The organism is Streptomyces lichenis (genome assembly GCF_023218175.1).
GTDB lineage: Bacteria > Actinomycetota > Actinomycetes > Streptomycetales > Streptomycetaceae > Streptomyces > Streptomyces lichenis.
The window spans coordinates 138224-160763 of record NZ_JALPTH010000015.1 but is presented as its reverse complement, the minus strand read 5'-3'; the positions used below and the strand labels follow the sequence as shown (position 1 = coordinate 160763).

General features: G+C 73.6%; 18 protein-coding genes and 1 pseudogene. 10 read left to right on the top strand and 9 right to left on the bottom strand.

Annotated elements, in window-relative coordinates:
* Positions 1 to 234: 234 nt before the first annotated feature.
* Both M1O15_RS17070 and M1O15_RS17065 read right to left on the bottom strand, forming a co-directional pair.
* A complete protein-coding gene (locus M1O15_RS17070; protein WP_248634754.1) occupies positions 235 to 870 on the bottom strand; it encodes a DUF2293 domain-containing protein in 636 nt (211 codons plus the stop codon).
* Between the two features lie 137 nt (positions 871 to 1007).
* Positions 1008 to 2219, bottom strand: coding sequence for a pyridoxal phosphate-dependent aminotransferase (locus M1O15_RS17065; RefSeq protein WP_248634728.1), 1212 nt, complete (start codon positions 2217 to 2219; stop codon positions 1008 to 1010).
* Positions 2220 to 2305: 86 nt separating this feature from the next.
* On the opposite strand from M1O15_RS17065, the gene M1O15_RS17060 reads away from it, so the two are divergent.
* Both M1O15_RS17060 and M1O15_RS17055 read left to right on the top strand, forming a co-directional pair.
* On the top strand, positions 2306 to 3022 hold the full coding sequence (locus M1O15_RS17060) for a winged helix-turn-helix transcriptional regulator (RefSeq protein WP_248634727.1): 717 nt from the start codon (positions 2306 to 2308) through the stop codon (positions 3020 to 3022).
* 49 nt (positions 3023 to 3071) lie between these two features.
* Positions 3072 to 3719: a nucleoside/nucleotide kinase family protein gene (locus tag M1O15_RS17055; RefSeq protein WP_248634726.1), complete on the top strand. Its 648-nt coding sequence runs from the start codon at positions 3072 to 3074 to the stop codon at positions 3717 to 3719.
* Positions 3720 to 3732: 13 nt separating this feature from the next.
* Here the strand turns inward: M1O15_RS17055 and M1O15_RS31880 are convergent, their stop codons facing one another.
* Both M1O15_RS31880 and M1O15_RS31875 read right to left on the bottom strand, forming a co-directional pair.
* Positions 3733 to 4287: a carbohydrate kinase family protein gene (locus M1O15_RS31880; protein WP_372499487.1), complete on the bottom strand. Its 555-nt coding sequence runs from the start codon at positions 4285 to 4287 to the stop codon at positions 3733 to 3735.
* A pseudogene (locus tag M1O15_RS31875) lies at positions 4284 to 4853 on the bottom strand (pseudouridine-5'-phosphate glycosidase); the annotation flags it as partial. The pseudogene M1O15_RS31875 and the gene M1O15_RS31880, both read right to left, overlap by 4 nt.
* Before the next feature lie 148 nt (positions 4854 to 5001).
* On the opposite strand from M1O15_RS31875, the gene M1O15_RS17045 reads away from it, so the two are divergent.
* Positions 5002 to 5367 (top strand): cupin domain-containing protein, encoded by a 366-nt coding sequence (locus tag M1O15_RS17045; RefSeq protein WP_248634725.1) that lies wholly within the window; start codon positions 5002 to 5004, stop codon positions 5365 to 5367.
* A 41-nt stretch (positions 5368 to 5408) separates the two neighbouring features.
* On the opposite strand, the gene M1O15_RS17040 is transcribed toward M1O15_RS17045, so the two are convergent.
* A complete protein-coding gene (locus M1O15_RS17040; RefSeq protein ID WP_248634724.1) occupies positions 5409 to 6788 on the bottom strand; it encodes an MFS transporter in 1380 nt (459 codons plus the stop codon).
* Positions 6789 to 7008: 220 nt separating this feature from the next.
* Positions 7009 to 7557, bottom strand: a complete 549-nt coding sequence (locus M1O15_RS17035; protein WP_248634723.1) for a methylated-DNA--[protein]-cysteine S-methyltransferase — start codon at positions 7555 to 7557, stop codon at positions 7009 to 7011.
* A gap of 370 nt (positions 7558 to 7927) precedes the next feature.
* On the opposite strand from M1O15_RS17035, the gene M1O15_RS31670 reads away from it, so the two are divergent.
* The 5 genes from M1O15_RS31670 (at position 7928) to M1O15_RS17005 (ending at position 15563) form a co-directional block, all read left to right on the top strand.
* Positions 7928 to 8926 carry an MHYT domain-containing protein gene (locus M1O15_RS31670; protein WP_308282358.1) on the top strand — a complete coding sequence of 333 codons (999 nt, stop codon included), beginning with the start codon at positions 7928 to 7930 and terminating at the stop codon, positions 8924 to 8926.
* 78 nt (positions 8927 to 9004) lie between these two features.
* The gene (gene uvrB, locus M1O15_RS17020; RefSeq protein ID WP_248634722.1) at positions 9005 to 11188 is read left to right on the top strand and encodes an excinuclease ABC subunit UvrB; all 2184 of its coding nucleotides are present in this window, start codon (positions 9005 to 9007) and stop codon (positions 11186 to 11188) included.
* A gap of 387 nt (positions 11189 to 11575) precedes the next feature.
* Positions 11576 to 12154: a TerD family protein gene (locus M1O15_RS17015; protein WP_248634721.1), complete on the top strand. Its 579-nt coding sequence runs from the start codon at positions 11576 to 11578 to the stop codon at positions 12152 to 12154.
* Positions 12155 to 12275: 121 nt separating this feature from the next.
* Positions 12276 to 14279 carry a TerD family protein gene (locus M1O15_RS17010; RefSeq protein WP_248634720.1) on the top strand — a complete coding sequence of 668 codons (2004 nt, stop codon included), beginning with the start codon at positions 12276 to 12278 and terminating at the stop codon, positions 14277 to 14279.
* Positions 14280 to 14552: 273 nt separating this feature from the next.
* On the top strand, positions 14553 to 15563 hold the full coding sequence (locus M1O15_RS17005; protein WP_248634719.1) for a TerC/Alx family metal homeostasis membrane protein: 1011 nt from the start codon (positions 14553 to 14555) through the stop codon (positions 15561 to 15563).
* A 110-nt stretch (positions 15564 to 15673) separates the two neighbouring features.
* Here the strand turns inward: M1O15_RS17005 and M1O15_RS17000 are convergent, their stop codons facing one another.
* Positions 15674 to 16330: an MBL fold metallo-hydrolase gene (locus M1O15_RS17000; RefSeq protein ID WP_248634718.1), complete on the bottom strand. Its 657-nt coding sequence runs from the start codon at positions 16328 to 16330 to the stop codon at positions 15674 to 15676.
* A gap of 10 nt (positions 16331 to 16340) precedes the next feature.
* Positions 16341 to 17024, bottom strand: coding sequence for a maleylpyruvate isomerase family mycothiol-dependent enzyme (locus M1O15_RS16995; protein WP_248634717.1), 684 nt, complete (start codon positions 17022 to 17024; stop codon positions 16341 to 16343).
* 593 nt (positions 17025 to 17617) lie between these two features.
* Between M1O15_RS16995 and uvrA the strand changes: the two genes are divergently transcribed.
* Together uvrA and M1O15_RS16985 are read left to right on the top strand one after the other, a co-directional pair.
* Positions 17618 to 20653, top strand: a complete 3036-nt coding sequence (gene uvrA, locus M1O15_RS16990) for an excinuclease ABC subunit UvrA (RefSeq protein ID WP_248634716.1) — start codon at positions 17618 to 17620, stop codon at positions 20651 to 20653.
* Between the two features lie 195 nt (positions 20654 to 20848).
* Complete coding sequence (locus tag M1O15_RS16985) at positions 20849 to 21277, top strand: Rieske (2Fe-2S) protein (protein ID WP_248634715.1); 429 nt, start codon at positions 20849 to 20851, stop codon at positions 21275 to 21277.
* Positions 21278 to 21356: 79 nt separating this feature from the next.
* Here M1O15_RS16985 and M1O15_RS16980 read toward each other — a convergent pair whose 3' ends face one another.
* Positions 21357 to 22313 carry a hypothetical protein gene (locus M1O15_RS16980; RefSeq protein ID WP_248634714.1) on the bottom strand — a complete coding sequence of 319 codons (957 nt, stop codon included), beginning with the start codon at positions 22311 to 22313 and terminating at the stop codon, positions 21357 to 21359.
* Positions 22314 to 22540: the final 227 nt, after the last annotated feature.

Below are 22540 nucleotides of genomic sequence, written 5' to 3'. Positions count from 1 at the left end.
CATCCCCGACCCGCCCGCCCAAGGCCCCCCGCGGCCATCGGCCCGCCGGGCCTTCGGTTTCCCCGAAGTCCCAGCCCGCCCGCAGCCCCATCGGGCTTCCGTTCCACCGGTGGGCCCGACGCGCCGATGCCCCCGCCCCACGGGAAGTGCTCGCCCGAGCCTCAACGCCTGACCCTCAACGTCCGCCCCGGCGCCCGCCCCTGGGCCTGCGAGCCCCGCCCCGCCGCCCCCGGCTCACCGCCGCCAGGAGTCCAGCCCCGTCTCGATGGCGGGCGCCACGCGGGTGCGGGCCTGGTGGCGGGGGAGGCCTCGGGCCGGCAGGGCGTCGTACTCGGTGTCCAGGTGGCGTACCGACGCCCGTACCGCCGCGGTCACCGCGCCCTCGTCCAGTGCGCGGCCCGCGGCGGTGCGGCCCACCCGTCCGCTGCCGCGCTCACCGGTGTGTGCCGCGATCCCGGCCGCCCGGGTGGGAGGGCAGCCGGGGAAGAGCCGCATGATCCGGACGGTGAGCTCGGCCCGGAACCGCCCATCGGCGGCGGCGCGCCGGGCCACGTCACGGGCGCGCCGCTCCGCCCGGGCGCCGGCGTCCGCGCGGCAGGACGGCTCCGCCCGGGCCGGCGCCGCCGGTTCGACGAACGCGCCCTGCCGCTCGTACCGGTTCCGGCGCCGGTTGCGGCGCACCACCACCGCCCACCGTCCGCTCGCCTCCCGGGCCCGCCGGGTCAGCGCCGCGTCGCCGCGCGGCGGACAGACCAGGTCCCCGAGGGCCGCGCAGTCCAGGCAGAGCGGAGCGCCGTCCTCCACCACCAGTCGCGGCAGCGGCCCGCGGTGGCACCCGGCACAGCGGTGGCGCCGACGCGGCTCGACCATCACACGGGACGCGGACGGCACGGGCGCTCCCCTCCTGCCGCGCCCGTGCGCCGCACCGTGCGGACGGGCCGGCGGTACTCGGAGGGATGCCCTCCCGATCCGGTCGCCAACCGCCCGGCGGTGGCCGGAAGGTGACGCTACTGGCGGTAGCCGGCGAGGAAGCGGCCGATACGGCCGATCGCCGCGTCGAGGTCGTCCACATGCGGCAGGGTGAGGATGCGGAAGTGGTCCGGGCGCGGCCAGTTGAAGCCGGTGCCCTGCACCACCTGGATCTTCTCCCGCAGCAGCAGGTCCAGGACGAACTTTTCGTCGTCGTGGATCGGGTACACCTCGGGGTCCAGGCGCGGGAACGCGTACAGCGCGCCCTTCGGCTTGACGCAGGAGATGCCCGGGATCTCGTTCAGCCGCCGCCAGGCGAGTTCGCGCTGCTCGTACAGTCGCCCGCCCGGGGCGGTCAGCTCGTGGATGGACTGCCGCCCGCCGAGGGCGGCCTGGATGGCGTACTGCGCGGGCGCGTTGGCGCACAGCCGCATGGAGGCCAGCATGGTGAGGCCCTCCAGATAGTCGCGGGCGTGCTGCCGGGGCCCGCTGACCACCAGCCAGCCCGAGCGGAATCCGGCCACCCGGTACGTCTTGGAGAGCCCCGAGAAGGTCAGCACCACCAGGTCGGGGGCGAGCGCGGCCGCGGTGTGGTGGACCGCGCCGTCGTAGAGGATCTGGTCGTAGATCTCGTCGGCGAAGACCATCAGCTGGTGGCGCCGGGCCAGGTCGAGGATGCCCTCCACCACCTCCCGTGGATAGACCGCGCCGGTGGGGTTGTTGGGGTTGATGATCACCACCGCCCTGGTCCGGTCGGTGATCCTGGCGGCCAGGTCGTCCAGGTCCGGGTTCCAGTCGGCGGACTCGTCGCACACATAGTGGACCGGCCGCCCGCCGGCGAGCGTGGTCGCGGCGGTCCACAGCGGGAAGTCGGGGGCGGGGATCAATACCTCGTCGCCGTCCTCCAGCAGGGCCTGCACCGCCATGGAGATCAGCTCGGAGACGCCGTTGCCGAGGAAGACGTCGTCCACGTCCACCTCCGGCAGCCCCATGGTCTGGTACCGCTGGGCGACGGCGCGGCGGGCCGAGAGCACGCCCCGGGAGTCGGTGTAGCCGTGCGCCCTCGGCAGCATCCGGATCATGTCCTGCACGATCTCTTCCGGCGCCTCGAAGCCGAAGAGCGCCGGGTTGCCGGTGTTCAGCCGCAGCACGCTGTGGCCCGCCTCCTCCAGCGCGTTGGCGTGCTCGATCACCGGGCCGCGGATCTCGTAGCAGACCTCGTTGAGCTTGCTCGACTGCCGGAACTCCATTGCGCGACGACCTCTCTGAAGCGGTGTTGCTTGGTTTTACCAAGCTGGAGCTTGGAAAGTCCAACCACTTGTCTAGACTGCGTCGTATGCCACGTCCCAGCGCCACCCCGCGCCGCCGAAGCTATGACCAGTACTGCGCCTCCGCCCGCGCCCTGGACGCCGTGGGCGACCGGTGGACGCTGCTGATCGTGCGCGAACTCCTCGCCGGGTCGCGCCGCTACACCGATCTGCACGCCGACCTCCCCGGCGTCAGCACCGACATGCTCGCCACCCGGCTCAAGGACATGGAACGCGACGGTCTGGCCACCCGCCGCCGGCTGGCGCCGCCCGCCTCCGCGTACGTCTACGAACTGACCGAGCGCGGCGCCGCCTTGCTGCCGGTGCTGCGAGCCCTGGCCGCCTGGGGCGCGAGCGAGCTGGAGACGCCGAGGCCGGTGGACGCCGTGCGCGCCCACTGGTTCGCCATCCCGCTGCTCGGCGCCCTGGAATCGGTCCCGGCGGCCGTGGCATCCGGTGACGCCTGGGTCGAAGTGCGGCTGGACGAGGGCGTGTTCCATGTACGGGTGGGCGGGGGAGCGGCCGGTTACGGGGACGGCCCGGCCCCTCAGGCCCCGGACGCCCGGTTGGCCATGGACACCGCCACCTGTGCCGAGGTGGCCCGCGGCCTGCTCACCCTCCCCGCCGGGATCGCGGCCGGGCGGATCGCGCTCACCGGCGACGGCCCCTGCGCCCTCGCGCTCCGGGACGCGGCCGACACGCGGGGGAGCGGGGTCGCGGCGATGGCCGCCGCGACGAGGCCGTGAGCGGCACGCGGCGTACGACCCGGACAGGCGCACCGGGCAGCATGGGGGCGTGCGACTCGAACCGATCACCTGGGAACGGCTGACCGACACCCTCGCCGCGCGGCTGGAGGGGCTCGCCCCCGGCGACGGCAGCGCCTGGCTCAAGGTGGCCGTCGACGGCGCGCCCGCCGCCCGCCCGGAGGAGACCGCCCGGCTGCTGGCCGAGGCGCTGCGCCTGCGCGGGCGGGACGTGCTGACCGTGGCCACCGGCGGCTTCCTGCGCCCGGCGTCGCTGCGGTACGAGTACGGCAAGCAGGACCCCGACACCTACTTCGGCGGCTGGTTCGACACCGGCGCCCTGTGGCGGGAGGTCTTCGGGCCGCTGGAACCGGGCGGCAGCGGCCGGGTGCTGCCCGACCTGTGGGACCCGGCCACCGACCGGGCCACCCGCAGCCCGTACCGGACGCTGGCACCGGGCGGGATGCTGCTGGTGCACGGGCCGTTTCTGCTCGGCCACTGGTTCCCGTTCGACCTGACCGCCCATCTGCTGCTCTCACCGGGGGCGCTGGCCCGGCGCACCCCGGCGGAGGAATACTGGACGCTGCCCGCCTTCGCACGGTACGAGGCCGAGGTCGGCCCGGCGGACACCGCGGACGCGGTGGTGCGCGCCGACCATCCGCGCCACCCGGCCTGGAGCGGGCTGCGCCACCGCGACTGACCCTCCTCGTACCTCAGGAACTCCCGTCTCGTGGGTGCCCGTCCCGGGGGCTCCCGTCCTCCCCCGGCGGAGGGCGTCCGCCGGTACGGGTGACCGCCTCCGCGCCCGCCCGGCAGCCGGCCCGCGCGGCGGCGACCGGGTCCACCCCGGCCAGCCGCGCCGCCAGGAACGCCCCGGTGAAGGCGTCACCCGCTCCCGTGGTGTCCACCACTCGCACCGGAGGGGACGCCGCCTTGGCGACCACCCGGCCCCCCTCGGCCACCAGCGCGCCCCCGCCGCCCAGTGTCACCGCGACCAGCGGGAAGCGGCGGCTCAACGCGGCCGCGGCGGCCTCCGGCGCGGGCAGGCCCGTCAGCAGCGCGGCCTCGTGCGCGTTGGGAAGCAGCAGTTCCACGCCGTCCACCGCGTCCAGGAAGCGGTCGCGGCCCAGCCGGGCGAGGAAACCGGCCGAGGCCGGGTCCACGCTCACCGGGACACCCCGCTCCTCCGCCGAGGCCAGCGCGGTGCGCGCCGCCTCCGCGCTGGTCGGTGCGAAGAACAGATAGCCCGACAGGTGCAGCCGGGCCACCCCGGGAAGCGGTCCGTCCGGTAGCCCAGGACGCCGACGCCCAGGGTCTCCAGCCGCTGCAGGGTGGCCGGGACGTCCAGGATCGACTTCACCCCCGCGCAGACCACCGCGATTCTCGTCCGGGCCAGCAGCCGCAGGTCCGCCGACTCGTCCTGGGTGTCGGTCCACCCCCGGTGCACCCCGCCGAGCCCGCCCGTCGCGAAGACCCCGATGCCGGCCCGCGCCGCCAGGAAGGCGGTGGCGGACACCGTGGTCGCGCCGCTCGCCCCGGTGGCCAGCGCCGGCGCCAGATCCCGGTGGCCCAACTTCCGTACGGCCGGGTCCGCCGCCACCCGTTCCAGCCCGGCCTTGTCCAGGCCGATCCGGGCCACCCCGTCCAGTACGGCGATCGTCGCCGGAACCGCGCCGCCCTCCCGTACCAGCGCCTCCAACTCCCCGGCCACCGCCAGGTTCCGCGGCCGGGGCAGGCCGTGGGCGATGATCGTCGACTCCAGGGCGACGACGGGCCGCCGCGCCGCCACCGCCTCCCGTACCTCTTCGGACAGCACCACCGTGGTCTCTGGCATGTCCCCATCCCTGGCGCGGTGACGGCCCGGGCAAACGTCGGACGGTCCGGCCACGGGGGCCGCGGCCGGACCGTCCGCTCCGTTCGCTCCGTCCAGGGAGTGGTCCCCGGACGTACGCCCAGGTGGCGGACGGCTACAGTCACTGGCCATGACCACGAACGACACGACCGGCCCGGCCTCCTTCGCCGTGCACATCCCCGACGCCGAACTGGAGCCGGAGCCGCTGGACCCGGGGCAGATCGTCTCCGGCACCCCCGAGGTGACCGGAAAGGTGCTGTGGGAGTCCGCCGACGGCAAGCAGCTCCGCGGCATCTGGCAGATCACCCCCGGCGTGGTCACCGACACCGAGGCGAACGAGCTGTTCGTGGTCGTCAGCGGACGCGCCACTGTGGAGGTCGAGGGCGGTGAGACGCTGCGGATCGGCCCCGGTGACGCCTGCGTGCTCCGGGAGGGCGACCGCACCACCTGGACCGTCCACGAGACCCTGCGCAAGGCGTACCACATCAGCCTCTGACCCCCACCGGAGGGACTCTCGCCTGAGGCGAGGAAGAGCGGTCAGTGGTCGGCGGCCGTCGGCCGACGGCGTATCGCGAGGGCGCCCAGCGGCAGCACCAGGGCGGCGCCCACCAGGTTGAGCCAGCCGTACCCGGCGTGGGCCACGACCACTCCCGCGACCACACTGCCGATCGCCGCCGCGGTGTTCATCGTCAGGTCCGACACCCCCTGGGCGGCCGCCCGCGCCTCCTGGGGCACCGAGTCGGTCAGCAGCGCCGACCCGGACACCATCCCCGCCGACCAGCCGAGGCCCAGCAGGAACAGTCCGGCGGCGGTCCGGCCATGGCCCGCCCCCGCCGTACCCGCCAGCAGCGCGGCGAGCGACAGCAGCGCCACCGCCAGGCCGATCACGGTGAGCCGGCCGAACCGGTCGGCGAGCCAGCCCATCACCGGGGACAGCGCGTACATCCCAGCGATGTGCCCGCTGATCACCAGGCCGATCAGCTCGATGCCCGCCCCGTGGTGGCTCAGCGCCACCGGGGTCATCGACATGATCGACACCATGGCGGTGTGGCACACCGCGATGGTCGCCAGCGCCAGCCGAGCGCCCGGCGAGACCCGTATCGCCTTCGTCCCCGCCCGCATCGACCGCCCCGTCGCCGCCCACGGTGAGCGCCTGCCCCCCTTCACCACCTCGGCTTCGGCGGCCCTCGCCGGTGCGGACCCGGAGGCCAGCGCCCGGGCGGTGAGCAGCGGATCGGGGCGGAGCAGCACGGCCAGCAGGGCCGCGCACACCAGGAACAGCACCGAGGCCCAGAGGAACGGCCCGGCCGACACGGGTATGCCGAGTCCGGCGACGCTCCGGCCGGCCGGAGCGGAGATGTTGGGACCGATGACCGATCCCACCGTCGCCGCCCACACCACCGTGGAGATGGCCCGGGCGCGCCGGTCCGGCTCGGCCAGGTCGGCCGCGGCGTACCGGGACTGGAGGTTGGCCGAGGACGCCGCGCCGAACAGGGCCAGCCCCGCCAGCAGCAGTGGGAAGCTGCCGATCGCCGAGGCGAGCACCACCGTGCCGCCGCCGACCGCCGCCAGCAGATAGCCGAGCATCAGCCCCGGCCGCCGCCCGCGGGCCGTCATCAGCGCGGCGAGCGGTACCGACAGCAGGGCCGTGCCGACGACCATGGCGGTGGCGGCCAGCCCGGACAGCGCCTCCGTCCCGCTCACCTCCTGCGCCAGGACGGCGGAGAGCGCGATGCCGGTGGCCACCCCGAGCCCGCCGATCACCTGGTTGACCGCCAGCACCGCGGTGATCCGCCGCCGCACGGCCGGCAGCCGCTCCGGCGGCACCAGCCCCGACGGCCCGGACGGTCCCGGCGGCCCGGAAGGTCCCGGCAGCTGGGCCGGCACGGCCGGGGCGCCGGCTCCCAGGGTGGTCATGTGTTCGGGAGGTTCTGTCACCGGGGCAGTGTGGCACCCGCGCGAGACCCGGCCCAGAGGCCCCGCACCCCCGGGCACCCGGCCGCCCCTGCTCAGAGGCCCCGCATCCCTGGGCACCCGGCCGCCCCTGCTCAGGGGCCCCGCATCCCCGGACACCCGGCCGCCCCGGCCCCGCGCCCCCGCCGCGGCCCGCCTTCCCGCCGCCGCCCGAGCATTCCGCTCAGAACAGCGGCTCGGGCAGCACACCCTCCAGCGCGAGCAGTTGCCGCTTGGTCTCCAGCCCCCCACCGAACCCCCCGATCCCGCCGTCCCCCTCCACCACCCGGTGGCAGGGCACCACGATCGGCAGCGGGTTGGCCGCCATCGCCGCGCCCACCGCCTGCGCCGCCCCCGGCTGACCGACCCGGCCGGCCAGCTCCCCGTATCCGACGACCGTCCCGTACCGCACACCGGACGCCAGCTCCCTGAGCACCTGCCGGTTGAACCCGCCGATCAGCGACCAGTCCAGTGGCACGTCGAATTGCTGTATCCGGCCCGCGAAGTACGCGTGCAGCGCGCGTATCGGCTCGGCCAGCCGCCCCGAGGCGTCCTCCACCAGCTCGGCGCCCAGCCGGGAGGCGATCCGCCGCAGTGCCCGGTCCCGCACCTCGGGGCGGGCGTGGAACACCACCGCGACCAGCCCCTCCTCGGTCGCGGCCAGCATCAGCGGGCCGATGTCGCTGTCGACCACCGCCCACTCCACCCGCCGCGCCACATCGTCTCTGTCCATGGAGATCACGGTACGACCGCGCACTGACAACGCGAACCGTTTGGCGACTACCGGCCACCACACCGGCGAAGAAGCGGCCCGCCCGAGCTGCGCCGGGAGGACCCGCTGACAACGATTCCCTCCGCCGCGGGCCCGGCCCGGGCCCGTTCGGCCGCGTCCCCGGCCTTCGTCCCATCTCTGTTCGAGGACCTCCGGACCGTAGCCGAGGAGCACTACCAGCGGGTACACATGGCACGTCCGGCTCGCGGACCCGGGTGTCCGGCATCCGGGGCCGCTGTCCGGCGACGCCCGGAACCGCGCGGTCCGCGGGTCGGTGCGTGCGGCACCCCGCCGGGGGCGGACGGGGGCGTGAAGCGGAGGGGGCACCAGCGTGGAAGGCACTGTCGAAGGCTTCCGATACGGGCTCACCACGCCCGCGGCCGGGTTTCTGCTGGCCTGTCTGGGCGGGTTCCTGCTGGCCCGCCCGGACGGGCTGCTCGCGACCCGCGCGGCCCGGCCCGGGGGAGGAGCGGATCGGGTGCGGCTCGCCCGCCTGCTGCTCGGGGCGACCACGCTCGGCTGCGGGATCTGGGCCGCGCAGGTGGTCGCGCTGACCGGCTTCGGCGTCGCGGGGGCACCGGTCGGCCGGGACCCGCTCACCACCGCGGCCGGTCTGGCCGTGGCGGTGGCCACCGCGGGCGTGGGCCTCTTCGTGGCCGGGCACCGGGGCCCCGGCGCGCTGTCCCTGGCCACCGGCGGGACGATCATCGGACTGGGCATCGCCGCCACCCACTACCTGGGCATGGCCGGGCTGCGGCTCGCCGGGAGCCTCGGATACGCCACCGGGCTCGTCGCCCTCTCCGTCGTCGTCGCCGCCGTGGCCGCCACCCTGGCACTGCGCGCCGCCGTCTCGACGCGCGGCCGCCCGGCCTCCGCCACGGCCGCCGCCCTGGGCACCGGGGCCGCGGTGATCGGTATGCACCACATCGGCCTCGCCGCGGTCACCGTGACCATGGCCCCCGACACATCCTCCTCCACCTCCGCCGCGGCCGGAGCCACCCCCGTGCTGATCACTGCCCTGCTGGCCGGACCGGTGCTGTTCCTGCTGGTCGCCGGGGTGGCGGCGGTGCGCGGCCGGCGGGTGCCGGACGGCGGGCGGCCCGGGCACCGCGCCCCGGACGGCGGCGACCCGCTCCGCCCCCGGGGGATCCGCCCGTTCCGTACCGGGTCCGCCGGTCCGGGCCGGTCCGGGGCGTGCGCGGCGGGCGGAGCGCACTCCTGCCGGCTGGCGGCCTGGCCCGTCGAGATCCCCGCCGAGCCCACCGAGGCCGCCGGACCCGCCGTGCGCCGCCGGCCGGCCCGCCGCCGCGGGGGCCTTCCGCGCCACTGAGGCTCCGCGCGGCGGGTCGGACCCCCTCCCACCTGCGCCGGAACCCCGTTGTCAGTGGGGGGTCGTACGGTTAATGGCATGCGGCCCGTTTCCTCAATCGAACGCTCGGTGGCGCCCTTCGAGGTCGTCAGCTCCTACCAGCCCAGCGGCGACCAGCCCGCGGCCATCGCCGAACTGGACCGCCGCGTCCGGGCGGGCGAGAAGGACGTCGTCCTGCTCGGCGCCACCGGTACCGGCAAGTCGGCCACCACCGCCTGGATGATCGAGAAGCTCCAGCGCCCCACCCTCGTCATGGCGCCGAACAAGACCCTCGCCGCCCAGCTCGCCAACGAGTTCCGCGAGCTCCTGCCGAACAACGCGGTGGAGTACTTCGTCTCGTACTACGACTACTACCAGCCCGAGGCGTACGTCCCCCAGTCGGACACCTACATCGAGAAGGACTCCTCGATCAACGAGGAGGTCGAGCGGCTGCGCCACTCCGCGACCAACTCGCTGCTCACCCGGCGGGATGTGGTCGTGGTCGCCTCGGTGTCCTGCATCTACGGCCTGGGCACACCCCAGGAGTACGTGGACCGGATGGTCCCGCTCAAGGTCGGTGACGAGTTCGACCGCGACGAGCTGCTGCGCCGCTTCGTGGACATCCAGTACACCCGCAACGACCTGGCGTTCACCCGCGGCACCTTCCGGGTCCGCGGCGACACCATCGAGATCTTCCCGGTCTACGAGGAGCTGGCCGTCCGGATCGAGATGTTCGGCGACGAGATCGAGGCGCTCTCCACCCTCCACCCGCTCACCGGCGAGGTCATCAGCGACGACCAGTCGCTCTACGTCTTCCCGGCCAGCCACTACGTGGCCGGACCGGAGCGGATGGAGAAGGCGGTCAACGGCATCGAGCGGGAGCTGGAGCAGCGCCTGGCCGAGCTGGAGAAGCAGGGCAGGCTGCTGGAGGCCCAGCGACTGCGGATGCGCACCACCTACGACATCGAGATGATGCGCCAGGTCGGCTCCTGCTCCGGCATCGAGAACTACTCGATGCACTTCGACGACCGCGAGCCCGGCTCCGCGCCGAACACCCTGCTCGACTACTTCCCGGAGGACTTCCTCCTGGTCATCGACGAGTCGCATGTGACCGTGCCGCAGATCGGCGCCATGTACGAGGGCGACGCCTCCCGCAAGCGCACCCTGGTGGACCACGGCTTCCGGCTGCCCTCCGCCCTGGACAACCGGCCCCTGAAGTGGGAGGAGTTCCAGCAGCGGATCGGCCAGACCGTCTATCTGTCGGCCACCCCCGGCCAGTACGAGATGTCCCGATCCGACGGCTATGTGGAGCAGATCATCCGCCCCACCGGCCTGGTGGACCCGGAGGTCGTCGTCAAGCCCACCGAGGGCCAGATCGACGACCTGGTGCACGAGATCCGCACCCGCGCCGAGCGGGACGAGCGGGTGCTGGTCACCACCCTCACCAAGAAGATGGCCGAGGACCTCACCGACTACTTCGTGGAGCTCGGCATCCAGGTCCGCTACCTCCACAGCGACGTCGACACCCTCCGCCGGATCGAGCTGCTGCGGGAGCTGCGGGCCGGCGAGTACGACGTCCTGGTCGGCATCAACCTGCTCCGGGAGGGCCTGGACCTGCCCGAGGTCTCCCTGGTCGCCATCCTCGACGCCGACAAGCAGGGCTTCCTGCGCTCCGGCACCTCGCTCATCCAGACCATCGGCCGCGCGGCGCGCAACGTCTCCGGCCAGGTCCATATGTACGCGGACAAGGTCACCCCGGCCATGGCCCAGGCCATCGACGAGACCAACCGCCGCCGTGAGAAGCAGATCGCGTACAACAAGGCCAACAACATCGACCCGCAGCCCCTGCGGAAGAAGATCAACGACATCGTGGCCACCATCGCCCGCGAGGAGATCGACACCGAGGAGCTGCTCGGCACCGGATACCGGCAGGGGAGGGACGGCAGGCCGGTGCTCCGGACCCCGGTGCCCTCGCTCGCCGCCCACACCCCGCCCGGGGGCGGTGACGGCGGCGGCCAGGCCGCCGGAAAGGGTGCCAAGGGCAAGACCAAGGCGAAGGCAGGCACCGGCGCGATCGTCGGCGACCGGCCCGCCGCCGAACTCGCCGGGATCATCGAGGAGATGACCAACCGCATGCGGGCCGCCGCGGCCGAGCTCCAGTTCGAGGTCGCCGCCCGGCTGCGGGACGAGGTCGGCGAGCTGAAGAAGGAGCTGCGGCAGATGAAGGAGGCCGGTATCGCCTGACGGAGGCCGACAGACCGGAGGCACCCGACCGGCCAGGGGCGCCCGATCGGCCGGGGCGCCTGACCGGCCGGGGGCGCGCGATCGGCTGGGGCGCTCGACCGGCCGGAAGCGCCCGACTGGCCGGGGGCGCTCCACCGGCTGTGGGCGGGTGGGTGCCCCGGGCCCCGGGGGCGCCTGGTGGGCCGGTGGCGCTCGCCGGCCGGGCGCCCGGGCCGCCGGCCAAGGGCGGGCGTCGCGGGCGTCTGACACGTCCGCCGCCGCACTCGATGTTGCAAGAGCGCCACAATGCGCACCGCACCTGCTGCCGGGCGGCCGGGGCTGCGTAGGGTGCTGGTCAACCGCACCCGGGTGACGGCGGCGGGGGAACGCCAAGAGAGGGGACAGCGCGTGACGGTCAACATGACCAAGGGTCAGGCCATCAGCCTGCGGAAGAACGACGGAGGGGACCTGACCGCGGTGCGGATGGGGCTCGGCTGGCAGGCGGCTCCGCGCCGAGGCCTGTTCGGATCGCGCACCCGGGAGGTGGACCTGGACGCCTCGGCGGTGCTCTTCGCCGAGAAGCAGCCGATCGACGTGGTCTTCTTCCGCCACCTCGTCAGTGACGACGGCTCGGTCCGGCACACCGGCGACAACCTGGTGGGCGGCGCCGGGCAGGGCGGCGACGACGAGTCGATCCTGGTGGACCTCCAGCGCGTGCCCGTCCACATCGACCAGATCGTCTTCACGGTGAACTCCTTCACCGGCCAGACCTTCCAGGAGGTGCAGAACGCGTTCTGCCGTCTGGTCGACGAGACCAACGGCCAGGAGCTCGCCCGCTACACGCTCGACGGCGGCGGGCGGTATACGGCGCAGATCATGGCCAAGGTGCACCGCGCGGGCGGCGGTTGGCAGATGACGGCCCTGGGCGCCCCGTCCGAGGGCCGCACCTTCAAGGACCTCATGCCGGCGATCCTGCCGCACCTGTGACCGGACCAGTCGGCTGACCGGACCGGTCAGCGGCTCGGGCACCGCCCGGGCCCGGGCGCACCGCACGCCGCACCCATCACGCACCGCAGGCCACACGCCGTACCGAGGGGGACAGAGGCAGATGACGGCCGAGCTGGTCCGGGGGCAGAACCTCCCACTGCCGCACACCCGGCTGGAGGTACGGGTGTCGGCCGGGGCGCCGGTGGTGTGCGGAGCCACCCTGGCCGACGCCGAGGGCCGGCTCTCCGGTGCCGGGCAGGTCGTCCACCCGGGCGCGCCCCGGCTGCCCGGCGTGGAGGTCCCCGGGACGGCGGCCATGGAGCACCGGCTCGTCCTCGACCTGGACGCCCTCGCTCCGGAGGCGCACCGGCTGACCGTACTGCTCGCCCTGCCCGGCGGCGGCGGGGATCCCGGTGCCCCGGCCCACTTCGGGGCCCTCGCCCCGCCCCGGCTGACGGTCGGCGTCCCGGACGGCGACGGGATCGCCACGTACACCCTCACCGGCCTGGACACCGAGTCCGCGGTCGCCGCGTTGGAGCTCTACCGCCGCCAGGGGGCCTGGAAGGTCCGCGCGGTGGGCCAGGGCTACGCGGACGGGCTGGCCGCCATGCTCGCCGACCAGGGCCTCCCGCCCATGACGGCCGGCGAACTGGCGGCCGCCGCCCTGGCCGCCGCCGTACCGACCGCGCCCCCGGCGACCGCGCAGCCGGCGGCCACCCCCCTGACGCCCGGCCCCGCGGTGACCGGGCCGCCCCCTCCCCGTACCGCCGACGGGGGGTCGGCGGCGCCCACCACCGCCGTACCCCTGGACCGTGCCACGACGGATCCGGCCGCCACAGGGGCCACCGCGCGGCCGCCGGCCGCCGTCCCGGGCGCGACCATCGACTACTCGCACCCCCGGCGCTCCACCGCGTCCCGGCCCGCCCCCGCCGTCGAGCGCGCCGCAGGCACCGGACCGCGGCCTCCGGCACCGGCCTCCGCCCCCGCTCCCGCCACCGCCCCCGCCGTGCCCGTGGCCGGTGACGCGGCCGGCTGGACCATGGACGAGCGCCTCTACAACCAGGTGTGGGGCATGTTCGAGGACCTGGCCCGGACGACCGCCGCCTATCGCAGCGCCATCGACTTCGCCGACTCCCGCCGGGAGCAGGAGCTCGACCGGGCCCTGGCCGACCCGCGGGCCCGGATCGGCTCCGCGGGGGACGCGGCCCGGGCCGCCGGCGGGGCGCGGTACGAGGAGCTGAGCGCCCGCGCCCGCGAGACGCTCGACCGGGACCTGGCCCAGCTCACCGCCGAGTCCGAGGCCGTGGAGCCGGCCCTGCCGCCCGCCTACGCGCGCTGGGACCACCCGGTCTGGCTCGGCTACCGGCCCCCGGCCGAACCCGCGATGGCCGTCCGCCTGGGCGACCTCCGTCTGCCCGAGCGCCCGGAGCTGCGGATCCCCATGCTCATCCGGCTGCCGCTGGAGCGCGGACTGTGGATCGACAGCGGACGCGGCGGCTCGGCCGGATCCCTGATGGCGGACGCCACCGAGCTGCGCCGGCTGGCCGCCGGCACCGCCGCGCTGCACGCGGTACGGCTGCTCGCCGCGCACCCCCCGGGCGGCTGCGCCGCGCACCTGCTGGACCCGGGCGGAAGCGCGGCCTCCGCGTTCGCCTCGCTCACCGCCGCCGGACTGGTGAGCGCGCCGCCCGCGCAGGGAGCTGCGGGCGTCACCGCGGTGCTCGACCGGCTGGTGCGGCGGGTGGAGCTGGTGCGGATGGCGGTGCGGGGCGGGGCCACCGACGCGCTGCCACCCGACATCGACTTGGCGGACCAGCTGCTGGTCGTCAACGACTTCCCGTACGGGTTCGACGACCGGTCGGTGACCCGGCTGCGCTACCTGGCGGACGAGGGCCCGGCGGTCGGTGTGCATCTGCTGCTGGTCGCCGACCGGGCGGACGCCGCCGCGTACGGTCCGCTGCTGGACCCGCTCTGGTCCGCGCTGCTCCGTCTGACGCCGGTGCCCGACGAGCACCTGGCCGACCCCTGGGTCGGCCACGCCTGGACGTACGAACCGCCGACCGCCCCGGCCGGCGGCGGCGCCCTGGCCCGGGTGCTGGGAGAGCTCGGGTCAACCCGTCGCTGATTGCGTCACCCTTCCGCCCTGCCCGCCTGACCAGCACTTTTGGTATTCGCTTACCGGTTTCTTTACCTTCCCTTGGGTCTTGGGGTAGTGTTCATGATTGCGGAGGGGAGTACTCCCGCCTGCGGCGTACCCGTCAATACGGACGGTCGGACAGAGACCGGTCCCGGGGCGTCGGCCCGTGGTCGGTTCCGGTGACGGACACCGCCGCCCCGGGTGGAAGAGACCTCCGGCAGCGACGACGCTGATCCATAGCCGTACGACGCCGGAGGCGCAGTGGACGTTTCGATCAATCTGTGGCTGGTGACCATTCTCGGTCTGTCGGCCCTCATCGCGGTCGACTTCTTCATCGGGCGCAAGCCCCATGACGTGTCGATCAAGGAAGCCGGTATCTGGACGGTCGTCTGGATCGTGCTGGCCGCCCTGTTCGGTCTGGGACTGCTGGTCGCGGGCGAGAGCCAGGCGTCCGGTGAGTTCTTCGCCGGTTACATCACCGAGAAGTCGCTGAGCGTCGACAACCTCTTCGTCTTCGTGCTGATCATGGCGAAGTTCTCGGTGCCCACCCACCTCCAGCAGCGGGTGCTGCTGATCGGTGTGCTGGTCGCCCTGGTGCTCCGTGCGATCTTCATCGCCGCGGGTGCCGCGATCATCTCCAACTTCGCGTGGGTCTTCTACATCTTCGGCGCGTTCCTGATCTACACCGCCTGGAAGCTGATCCAGGAGGCGCGGGCCGACGAGGAGGAAGAGGACTGGGAGGAGAACCGCCTCCTGAAGTCCATCGAGAACCGCTTCGGCGTGGCCGACCGGTACCACGGCACCAAGCTGTTCATCCGGGAGAACGGCAAGCGCGTCCTCACCCCGCTGATGGTGGTCATGCTGGCCATCGGCACCACCGACGTGCTGTTCGCGCTGGACTCCATCCCCGCGATCTTCGGCCTGACCCAGGACCCGTACATCGTCTTCACCGCCAACGCCTTCGCCCTGATGGGCCTGCGGCAGCTGTACTTCCTCATCGGCGGACTGCTGAAGAAGCTGGTCCACCTGAGCTACGGCCTGTCGGTGATCCTCGGCTTCATCGGTGTGAAGCTGGTGCTGCACGCCCTGCACGAGTCCGGGGTGCACGTCCCCGAGATCAGCATCCCGTTCTCGCTCTCCGTCATCGGCGGTGTCCTGGTGATCACCACGATCACCAGCCTGATCGCCTCCAGGAAGAAGGAGCGCCAGGAAGCCGAGCAGGCCCAGCGGGCCGAGGGCGGCGACGCGTCGAAGGACAGCGTCGAGGCCTGACGCCGGTAGATAACGGTAAAGATGGAGAAGAGCCGCCCCCCGCTCGTCAGTGGGGGGCGGCTCCCTCGTGTTCCGGGGGGCCGCGGTGGCCGGTGGGGCCGGCCGCCCGGCTACCAGCCGCGTTCGCGCCACTCCGGGAGACCCGGGCGCTCGGCGCCCAGGCTGGTGTCGTCCCCGTGGCCCGGGTAGACCCAGGTCTCGTCCGGCAGTACGTCGAACAGCTTGGCCTCCACGTCACCGAGCAGGCTGGCGAAGGCCTCGGCGTCACCGTGGGTGTTGCCCACCCCGCCGGGGAAGAGGCAGTCACCGGTGAAGACATGCGGATGGCCGTGCGGGTCGTCGTAGACCAGCACGATCGAGCCCGGGGTGTGCCCCACCAGCCGGCGCGCGGTCAGCTCCACCCGGCCGACCCGGACGGTGTCGCCGTCCTCCACCGGTACGTCGGTGGGGACGCCGACGCCCTCCGCGTCGTACCGCCCCGCGTACGTCCGGGCCCCGGTCGCGGCGACCACCTCGGCCAGCGCCTGCCAGTGGTCGGGGTGCCGGTGCGTGGTCACCACCGAGGCGATGGAGTCGCCGCCGACCAGCGCCAGCAGCGTCTTCGGCTCGGCGGCCGCGTCGATCAGCAGCTGCTCACCGGTGGTGCGGCAGCGCAGCAGATAGGCGTTGTTGTCCATCGGACCCACGGCGACCTTGGAGATCATCAGGTCCGCCAGTTCGTGCACGTCGGCGGGCCCGCCGACCTTGACCGTTCCGCTGTACGTCATGGAACTCAGCCTATAGCGGCGGCAGTACGGGCAGCGGGCCGCCGGACACGGTGAGCGCCGAGCCGTCCCGGCGCCCGGCCAGCCAGCCGACCAGGTCGGCGGCCGAGCCGCTGACGGTGACCTCGCCGCCCTCCCGGCCGCCGGTGCGCCACTCGCGGCCGCCCGCCAGCAGCCGGGTCGGCGGCACGGTGGCGAGCCCGGAGAAGCGGTCGGCGAGGAAGTCGGTCTCCTGTCCGGTGAACCGTTCCGGCAGGTCCTCCAGCTCGTAGCCGACGCCCAGGTCCACATGGTGCAGCTCGATCTCCTGGAGCCGCCGGAAGGGGACCCGGGCGGCCCGGTCGGTGACCCCGTTGCGCAGCTCGACCAGGCGCTCCCAGTCGGCCGGGACGGCGCCCTGCGCGTCGAACCGCGCGGCGGTGTCCCGGACGTCGGCCAGCTGGACGGCCGGCGGCCTCGGCGCGTCCCGCTCGATGTCCTGGTCGCGGGCCTCGCCACTGACGTACATGGGGAGCCCCTGGAGGACGTTGACCAGGGCGTCGGCGTTGCGGGCCAGATGGGCCAGGACATGGCCGCGGGTCCAGCCGGGCAGCCGCGAGGGCTCGGCCAGCGCGGTCTCGTCCAGGGAAGCGGCCGCGCTCAGCAGCCGGTCGGTCGCCTCGCGGAGGGCGGCCAGATCCTGCACATGGTCGATCATGCCGCTGACCCTAGCGCCGCGCCCGACCGGGGTGAAGGGCGGCCGGTGCGGGGGAGGGGCGGCCGGTCCGGCCGGTGGGAGGAAGGCCTGGTCGGCGGCTGTTGGGGGGCGTTGTCAGTGGTGGGTCGTAGGGTTTCCGGCGTCGGTCGGATGTGCTGCCACCCCCGTCGCGACCGGGACGGGCCCGGGACCGGAGGCGGGCATTGACCGGCGGACACGGGCATCGTTCCGGCCGCCGCGGGCGTTAGGTGTACGGAGGGGGTGCCCAGGGGTGGCAGCACACGGCACGGCTTCGAACGGCCGAACGAGGCGCTCGCCACACGATCGGGTGAAGCTGACCGGAGGAGGCCGTAAATCGAAAGCACGTGCTATACGCTCGGTGGAGGCATCCTGGAAGTCCAGACAGCCGAAGTCCCGACAGGCGAAGTGTCCCGGGAGCCGTCGACACGGTCCCCGTCCGGTTCGACGCCCTCCGCCCCGGCGGCCCCGCAGACTCGAAGAGCCGGGAGCCGGGTATCCGGACGGGGCTGTCCCCCGCTTCTCCACCCGCTTATCTCAAGCCCCTCTTCTTCTCACGAAAGGTGCGGACCGGCGTGGCCGACCGTCTCATCGTCCGTGGCGCGCGCGAGCACAATCTGAAGAACGTCTCGCTCGACCTTCCGCGTGACTCGCTCATCGTCTTCACCGGACTGTCCGGGTCGGGCAAGTCGTCTCTCGCGTTCGACACGATCTTCGCCGAGGGCCAGCGCCGCTACGTGGAGTCGCTCTCCTCGTACGCGCGGCAGTTCCTCGGCCAGATGGACAAGCCGGACGTGGACTTCATCGAGGGCCTCTCCCCGGCCGTCTCGATCGACCAGAAGTCGACCTCGCGCAACCCGCGCTCCACGGTCGGCACCATCACCGAGGTCTACGACTACCTCCGGCTGCTCTTCGCGCGCATCGGCAAGCCGCACTGCCCCGAGTGCGGGCGGCCCATCTCGCGCCAGTCGCCGCAGGCCATCGTGGACAAGGTGCTGGAGCTGCCCGAGGGCAGCCGCTTCCAGGTCCTCTCGCCGCTGGTGCGCGAGCGCAAGGGCGAGTTCGTGGACCTCTTCGCCGACCTCCAGACCAAGGGGTACAGCCGTGCCCGGGTGGACGGGCAGACCATCCAGCTCGCCGAGCCGCCCACGCTCAAGAAGCAGGAGAAGCACACCATCGAGGTGGTCGTGGACCGCCTCACCGTCAAGGACAGCGCCAAGCGGCGGCTGACCGACTCCGTGGAGACCGCGCTCGGCCTCTCCGGCGGCATGGTGGTGCTGGACTTCGTCGACCTCCCCGAGGACGACCCCGAGCGCGAGCGGATGTACTCGGAGCACCTGTACTGCCCGTACGACGACCTGTCCTTCGAGGAGCTGGAGCCGCGCTCCTTCTCCTTCAACTCGCCCTTCGGCGCCTGCCCGGACTGCACCGGCATCGGCTCCCGGATGGAAGTCGACCCCGAGCTGATCGTCCCCGACGAGGACAGGTCGCTCGACGAGGGCGCGATCCATCCCTGGTCGCACGGGCACACCAAGGAATACTTCGGCCGGCTGATCGGCGGCCTCTCCGAGGCGCTCGGCTTCCGCACCGACATCCCCTGGGCCGGACTGCCCGCCCGGGCCAAGAAGGCGCTGCTGTACGGCCACCGCACCCAGGTCGAGGTCCGCTACCGCAACCGCTACGGCCGCGAGCGCGCCTACACCACGCCCGCCTTCGAGGGCGCCGTCCCCTTCGTCAAGCGCCGGCACAGCGAGGCCGAGAGCGACTCCAGCCGGGAGCGCTTCGAGGGCTATATGCGCGAGGTGCCCTGCCCCACCTGCGAGGGCACCCGGCTCAAGCCGATCGTGCTGGCGGTGACGGTGATGGGCCGCTCCATCGCCGAGGTCTCCGCCATGTCGATCAGCGACTGCGCCGACTTCCTGGCGCAGCTCACCCTGACCGCCCGCGACAAGAAGATCGCCGAGCGGGTGCTCAAGGAGGTCAACGAGCGGCTGCGCTTCCTGGTCGACGTCGGCCTGGACTACCTCTCGCTGAACCGCGCGGCCGGCACCCTCTCCGGCGGCGAGGCCCAGCGCATCCGGCTCGCCACCCAGATCGGCTCCGGACTGGTCGGTGTGCTGTACGTGCTGGACGAGCCGTCCATCGGCCTGCACCAGCGAGACAACCACCGGCTGATCGAGACCCTGGTCCGCCTCCGGGACATGGGCAACACCCTCATCGTCGTCGAGCACGACGAGGACACCATCAAGGTCGCCGACTGGGTGGTGGACATCGGCCCCGGCGCCGGCGAGCACGGCGGCAAGGTCGTCCACTCCGGCTCCCTGAAGCAGCTGCTGTCCAACAAGGAGTCGCTGACCGGTCAGTACCTGGCCGGGAAGCGGTCCATCCCGATCCCCGACCTCCGCCGCCCGGTCGACCCGGCCCGGCAGCTCACCGTGCACGGGGCCCGCGAGAACAACCTGCGGGACATCGACGTCTCCTTCCCGCTCGGTGTGCTCACCGCGGTCACCGGAGTCTCCGGCTCCGGCAAGTCCACCCTGGTCAACGACATCCTCTACACCCACCTGGCGCGCGAGCTCAACGGCGCCAAGTCGGTGCCCGGCCGGCACACCCGGGTGGACGGCGACGACCTGGTCGACAAGGTCGTGCACGTCGACCAGTCGCCGATCGGCCGCACCCCGCGCTCCAACCCGGCCACGTACACCGGCGTCTTCGACAACGTCCGCAAGCTGTTCGCCGAGACGACGGAGGCCAAGGTCCGGGGCTATCTGCCCGGCCGGTTCTCCTTCAACGTCAAGGGCGGCCGCTGCGAGAACTGCTCCGGCGACGGCACCATCAAGATCGAGATGAACTTCCTGCCGGACGTCTACGTCCCCTGCGAGGTGTGCCACGGCGCGCGCTACAACCGGGAGACGCTGGACGTCCACTACAAGGGCAAGTCCATCGCCGAGGTGCTGGACATGCCCATCGAGGAGGCGCTCGACTTCTTCGAGGCGGTGCCGACCATCGCCCGCCACCTGCGCACCCTCACCGAGGTGGGCCTCGGCTACGTCCGGCTCGGCCAGCCCGCGCCCACGCTCTCCGGTGGTGAGGCGCAGCGCGTGAAGCTCGCCTCCGAGCTGCAGAAGCGCTCCACCGGGCGCACGGTCTACGTGCTGGACGAGCCCACCACGGGTCTGCACTTCGAGGACATCTCCAAGCTGATCAAGGTGCTCTCCGGTCTGGTGGACAAGGGCAACTCGGTGATCGTCATCGAGCACAACCTCGATGTCATCAAGACCGCCGACTGGCTGGTGGACATGGGCCCCGAGGGCGGCAGCGGCGGCGGCCTGGTCATCGCCGAGGGCACGCCGGAGCAGGTGGCCGGCGTCCCCGCCAGCCACACCGGCAAGTTCCTCCGGGACATCCTGGACGCCGAGCGGATCAGCGACGCGGCGGCCACCGTGCCCGCGGCCCGCAAGCGCACCTCCGCCCGCAAGGCGGTCGACGGCGCCCCCCGGAAGACGGCTGCCGCCAAGGCGGGCGCCCAGGCCGGTGCCGCCACCAAGGCCGCGACCAAGGCGACGGCCCCGGCCGCCCGCAAGGCGGCGGCTCGCGCCAAGAAGGCCTGAGCCTGACCCTGCCGGACCCCGGATCCCGGGCCCTGTGATCCAGGGCCCGGGACCCGGGGGCGGCGGGAGGGGCGGCGATACCGGCCGGTATCGTCGGGTTCCGTCACCATCCACCGCCTTCGACCGAGTCACCTCCGCCGCCTCCCCGACGGTGGCCGTCTCCGTCGTCCGCTTCTCGCCCTCCGTGGAGTGCCCATGTCCGGCCAGCCGACCGCCCGCCGCACCGTGCTGAAAGGCGCCGCCCTCGCCGGGACGGCCGGGCTGGGGGCCGCCGCCTGCTCCACCGAGTCCAAGGTCGGGCACGCCGCGGTGCCCACCCCCACCGCCCCCGTGGACCTCGGCGACCCGGAGGACGTACCGGTCGGCGGTGCCCGGCTCTACCGCGAGCAGCGGCTCGTGGTGAGCTGCCCGGCCCAGGGCAGCTACAAAGCGTACAGCGCCCAGTGCACCCACGCGGGCTGCGTCTTCGACAAGGTCGAGGGCACCGAGGGCCACTGCCCCTGCCACGGCAGCCGTTTCGACGTCACCACCGGCCAGGCGGTCCAGGGCCCGGCCACCGCCGCGCTGCCCGAGGTCCCGATCCGGGTCAAGGGCGGCAAGCTGGTCGCGGGTCCGGAGAAGTAGAGGCCCGGAGCAGGAGGACGCGGCACGGGCGATCGCGTCGGTACGCGGCACCGGTGATCGCGTCGAGCGCGGGGCCGCCCTACTCCCAGTCCCACTCGATGCCCAGCATCCCCGGCCGCACCCCCTGCTCCACCACATGCACCGAGCGGTGCCGGCCGCTGAGCGTCAGTTCCGTCCGGCCGGTCCGGGGCGCGCCCGCCCCGCTCTGGGCGAACCGCCGGCACCGTACCGGCAGCGCGGCCGGGTCGAACCGCACATGCAGCACGTACTGCCCGCCGGTGAACCGGAAGCCCCGGACGTACTCGCCACTGGGCCCGCCCGTCCCGTCCACGAAGCCGTAGCCGAAGAAGCAGGTCTCACCCGCCCGCAGCCGGGCGTCGAAGAGCAGCTCGGCGACGACCACCCCGGCGGCCGGGTGCCGCCGGATCCGCCCCACCCGGCAGTTCTCACCCGCCCACACCTCCACCCGCTCCGCCTCGCAGCCCGCCTCCCCGTGGTGCACCGCGAGATAGCGGTCCACGCCGTCCCGGTGGGCGCGCACCACATGCTGCGAGTCCCGGCCGGTCAGCTCCCGTCCCGGCCCGATCCGCACCAGCTCGTGGTGGCCCACCGTGTGCAGCCCGCCGTCGAGCGGCGACTCCAGCGAGGCGATCAGCTCCTCCACCGCGCCCGAGGGCTCCAGCAGCGCCCGGTACGGCCGGGAGGCGAACCGCTCACCGCCGCCCGTACCGGGCTGGGCCGCCGCGGCACGGGGGGCTGCCTCGCCGGTGTCGAGCAGCCGCAGCAGTGAGCCGTCCGGCACCCGCAGCAGCTCCTCCAGAGCCCGTACCGCCCGCAGTGACTCCGGGCGGCGGGGGCGCCGCAGCCCCTGCTGCCAGTACGACAGGCTGGTCACCCCCACCTGGATGCCCCGGTGCGCCAGATGGTGCCGCACCCGGTGCAGCGGAAGCCCGCGCGCCTCCAGGGCCGCCCGGAGCGCCAGATGGAACGGGCCGGTGCGCAGGATCTGGGCCAGATCGGCCTCGGTGTGAGCCATGGGGGGTCCTGGGTCCTGGAAGGTGGTCCGGGGTGAACGTTCACGATGGCGCGCGGTCGGCCTCCGGCGCCGGGGAGGGGAGGTGCTGGTGGGTGGCCCGGGGTGTTCACCGGACGGTCGGCTCGTTCACACCCCGCTGCCACCCCGGGTGGACACCGCATTGAACCCTTATTGACCTGACCGCGACAACGCTCGATGCTCCACTCAGCGTCCGGACGTGATCCTCC

What these genes read in the sequence shown, in the direction of transcription:
- uvrB (WP_248634722.1), top strand. Translation starts at nt 9,005, where the DNA reads ATGCGGCCCGTTTCCTCAATCGAACGCTCGGTGGCGCCCTTCGAGGTC.
- M1O15_RS17070 (WP_248634754.1), bottom strand. Translation starts at nt 870, where the DNA reads ATGGTCGAGCCGCGTCGGCGCCACCGCTGTGCCGGGTGCCACCGCGGG.
- M1O15_RS17065 (WP_248634728.1), bottom strand. Translation starts at nt 2,219, where the DNA reads ATGGAGTTCCGGCAGTCGAGCAAGCTCAACGAGGTCTGCTACGAGATC.
- M1O15_RS17045 (WP_248634725.1), top strand. Translation starts at nt 5,002, where the DNA reads ATGACCACGAACGACACGACCGGCCCGGCCTCCTTCGCCGTGCACATC.
- M1O15_RS16980 (WP_248634714.1), bottom strand. Translation starts at nt 22,313, where the DNA reads ATGGCTCACACCGAGGCCGATCTGGCCCAGATCCTGCGCACCGGCCCG.
- M1O15_RS17060 (WP_248634727.1), top strand. Translation starts at nt 2,306, where the DNA reads ATGCCACGTCCCAGCGCCACCCCGCGCCGCCGAAGCTATGACCAGTAC.
- M1O15_RS16995 (WP_248634717.1), bottom strand. Translation starts at nt 17,024, where the DNA reads ATGATCGACCATGTGCAGGATCTGGCCGCCCTCCGCGAGGCGACCGAC.
- M1O15_RS16985 (WP_248634715.1), top strand. Translation starts at nt 20,849, where the DNA reads ATGTCCGGCCAGCCGACCGCCCGCCGCACCGTGCTGAAAGGCGCCGCC.
- M1O15_RS17000 (WP_248634718.1), bottom strand. Translation starts at nt 16,330, where the DNA reads ATGACGTACAGCGGAACGGTCAAGGTCGGCGGGCCCGCCGACGTGCAC.
- M1O15_RS17040 (WP_248634724.1), bottom strand. Translation starts at nt 6,788, where the DNA reads ATGACCACCCTGGGAGCCGGCGCCCCGGCCGTGCCGGCCCAGCTGCCG.
- M1O15_RS17010 (WP_248634720.1), top strand. Translation starts at nt 12,276, where the DNA reads ATGACGGCCGAGCTGGTCCGGGGGCAGAACCTCCCACTGCCGCACACC.
- M1O15_RS17035 (WP_248634723.1), bottom strand. Translation starts at nt 7,557, where the DNA reads ATGGACAGAGACGATGTGGCGCGGCGGGTGGAGTGGGCGGTGGTCGAC.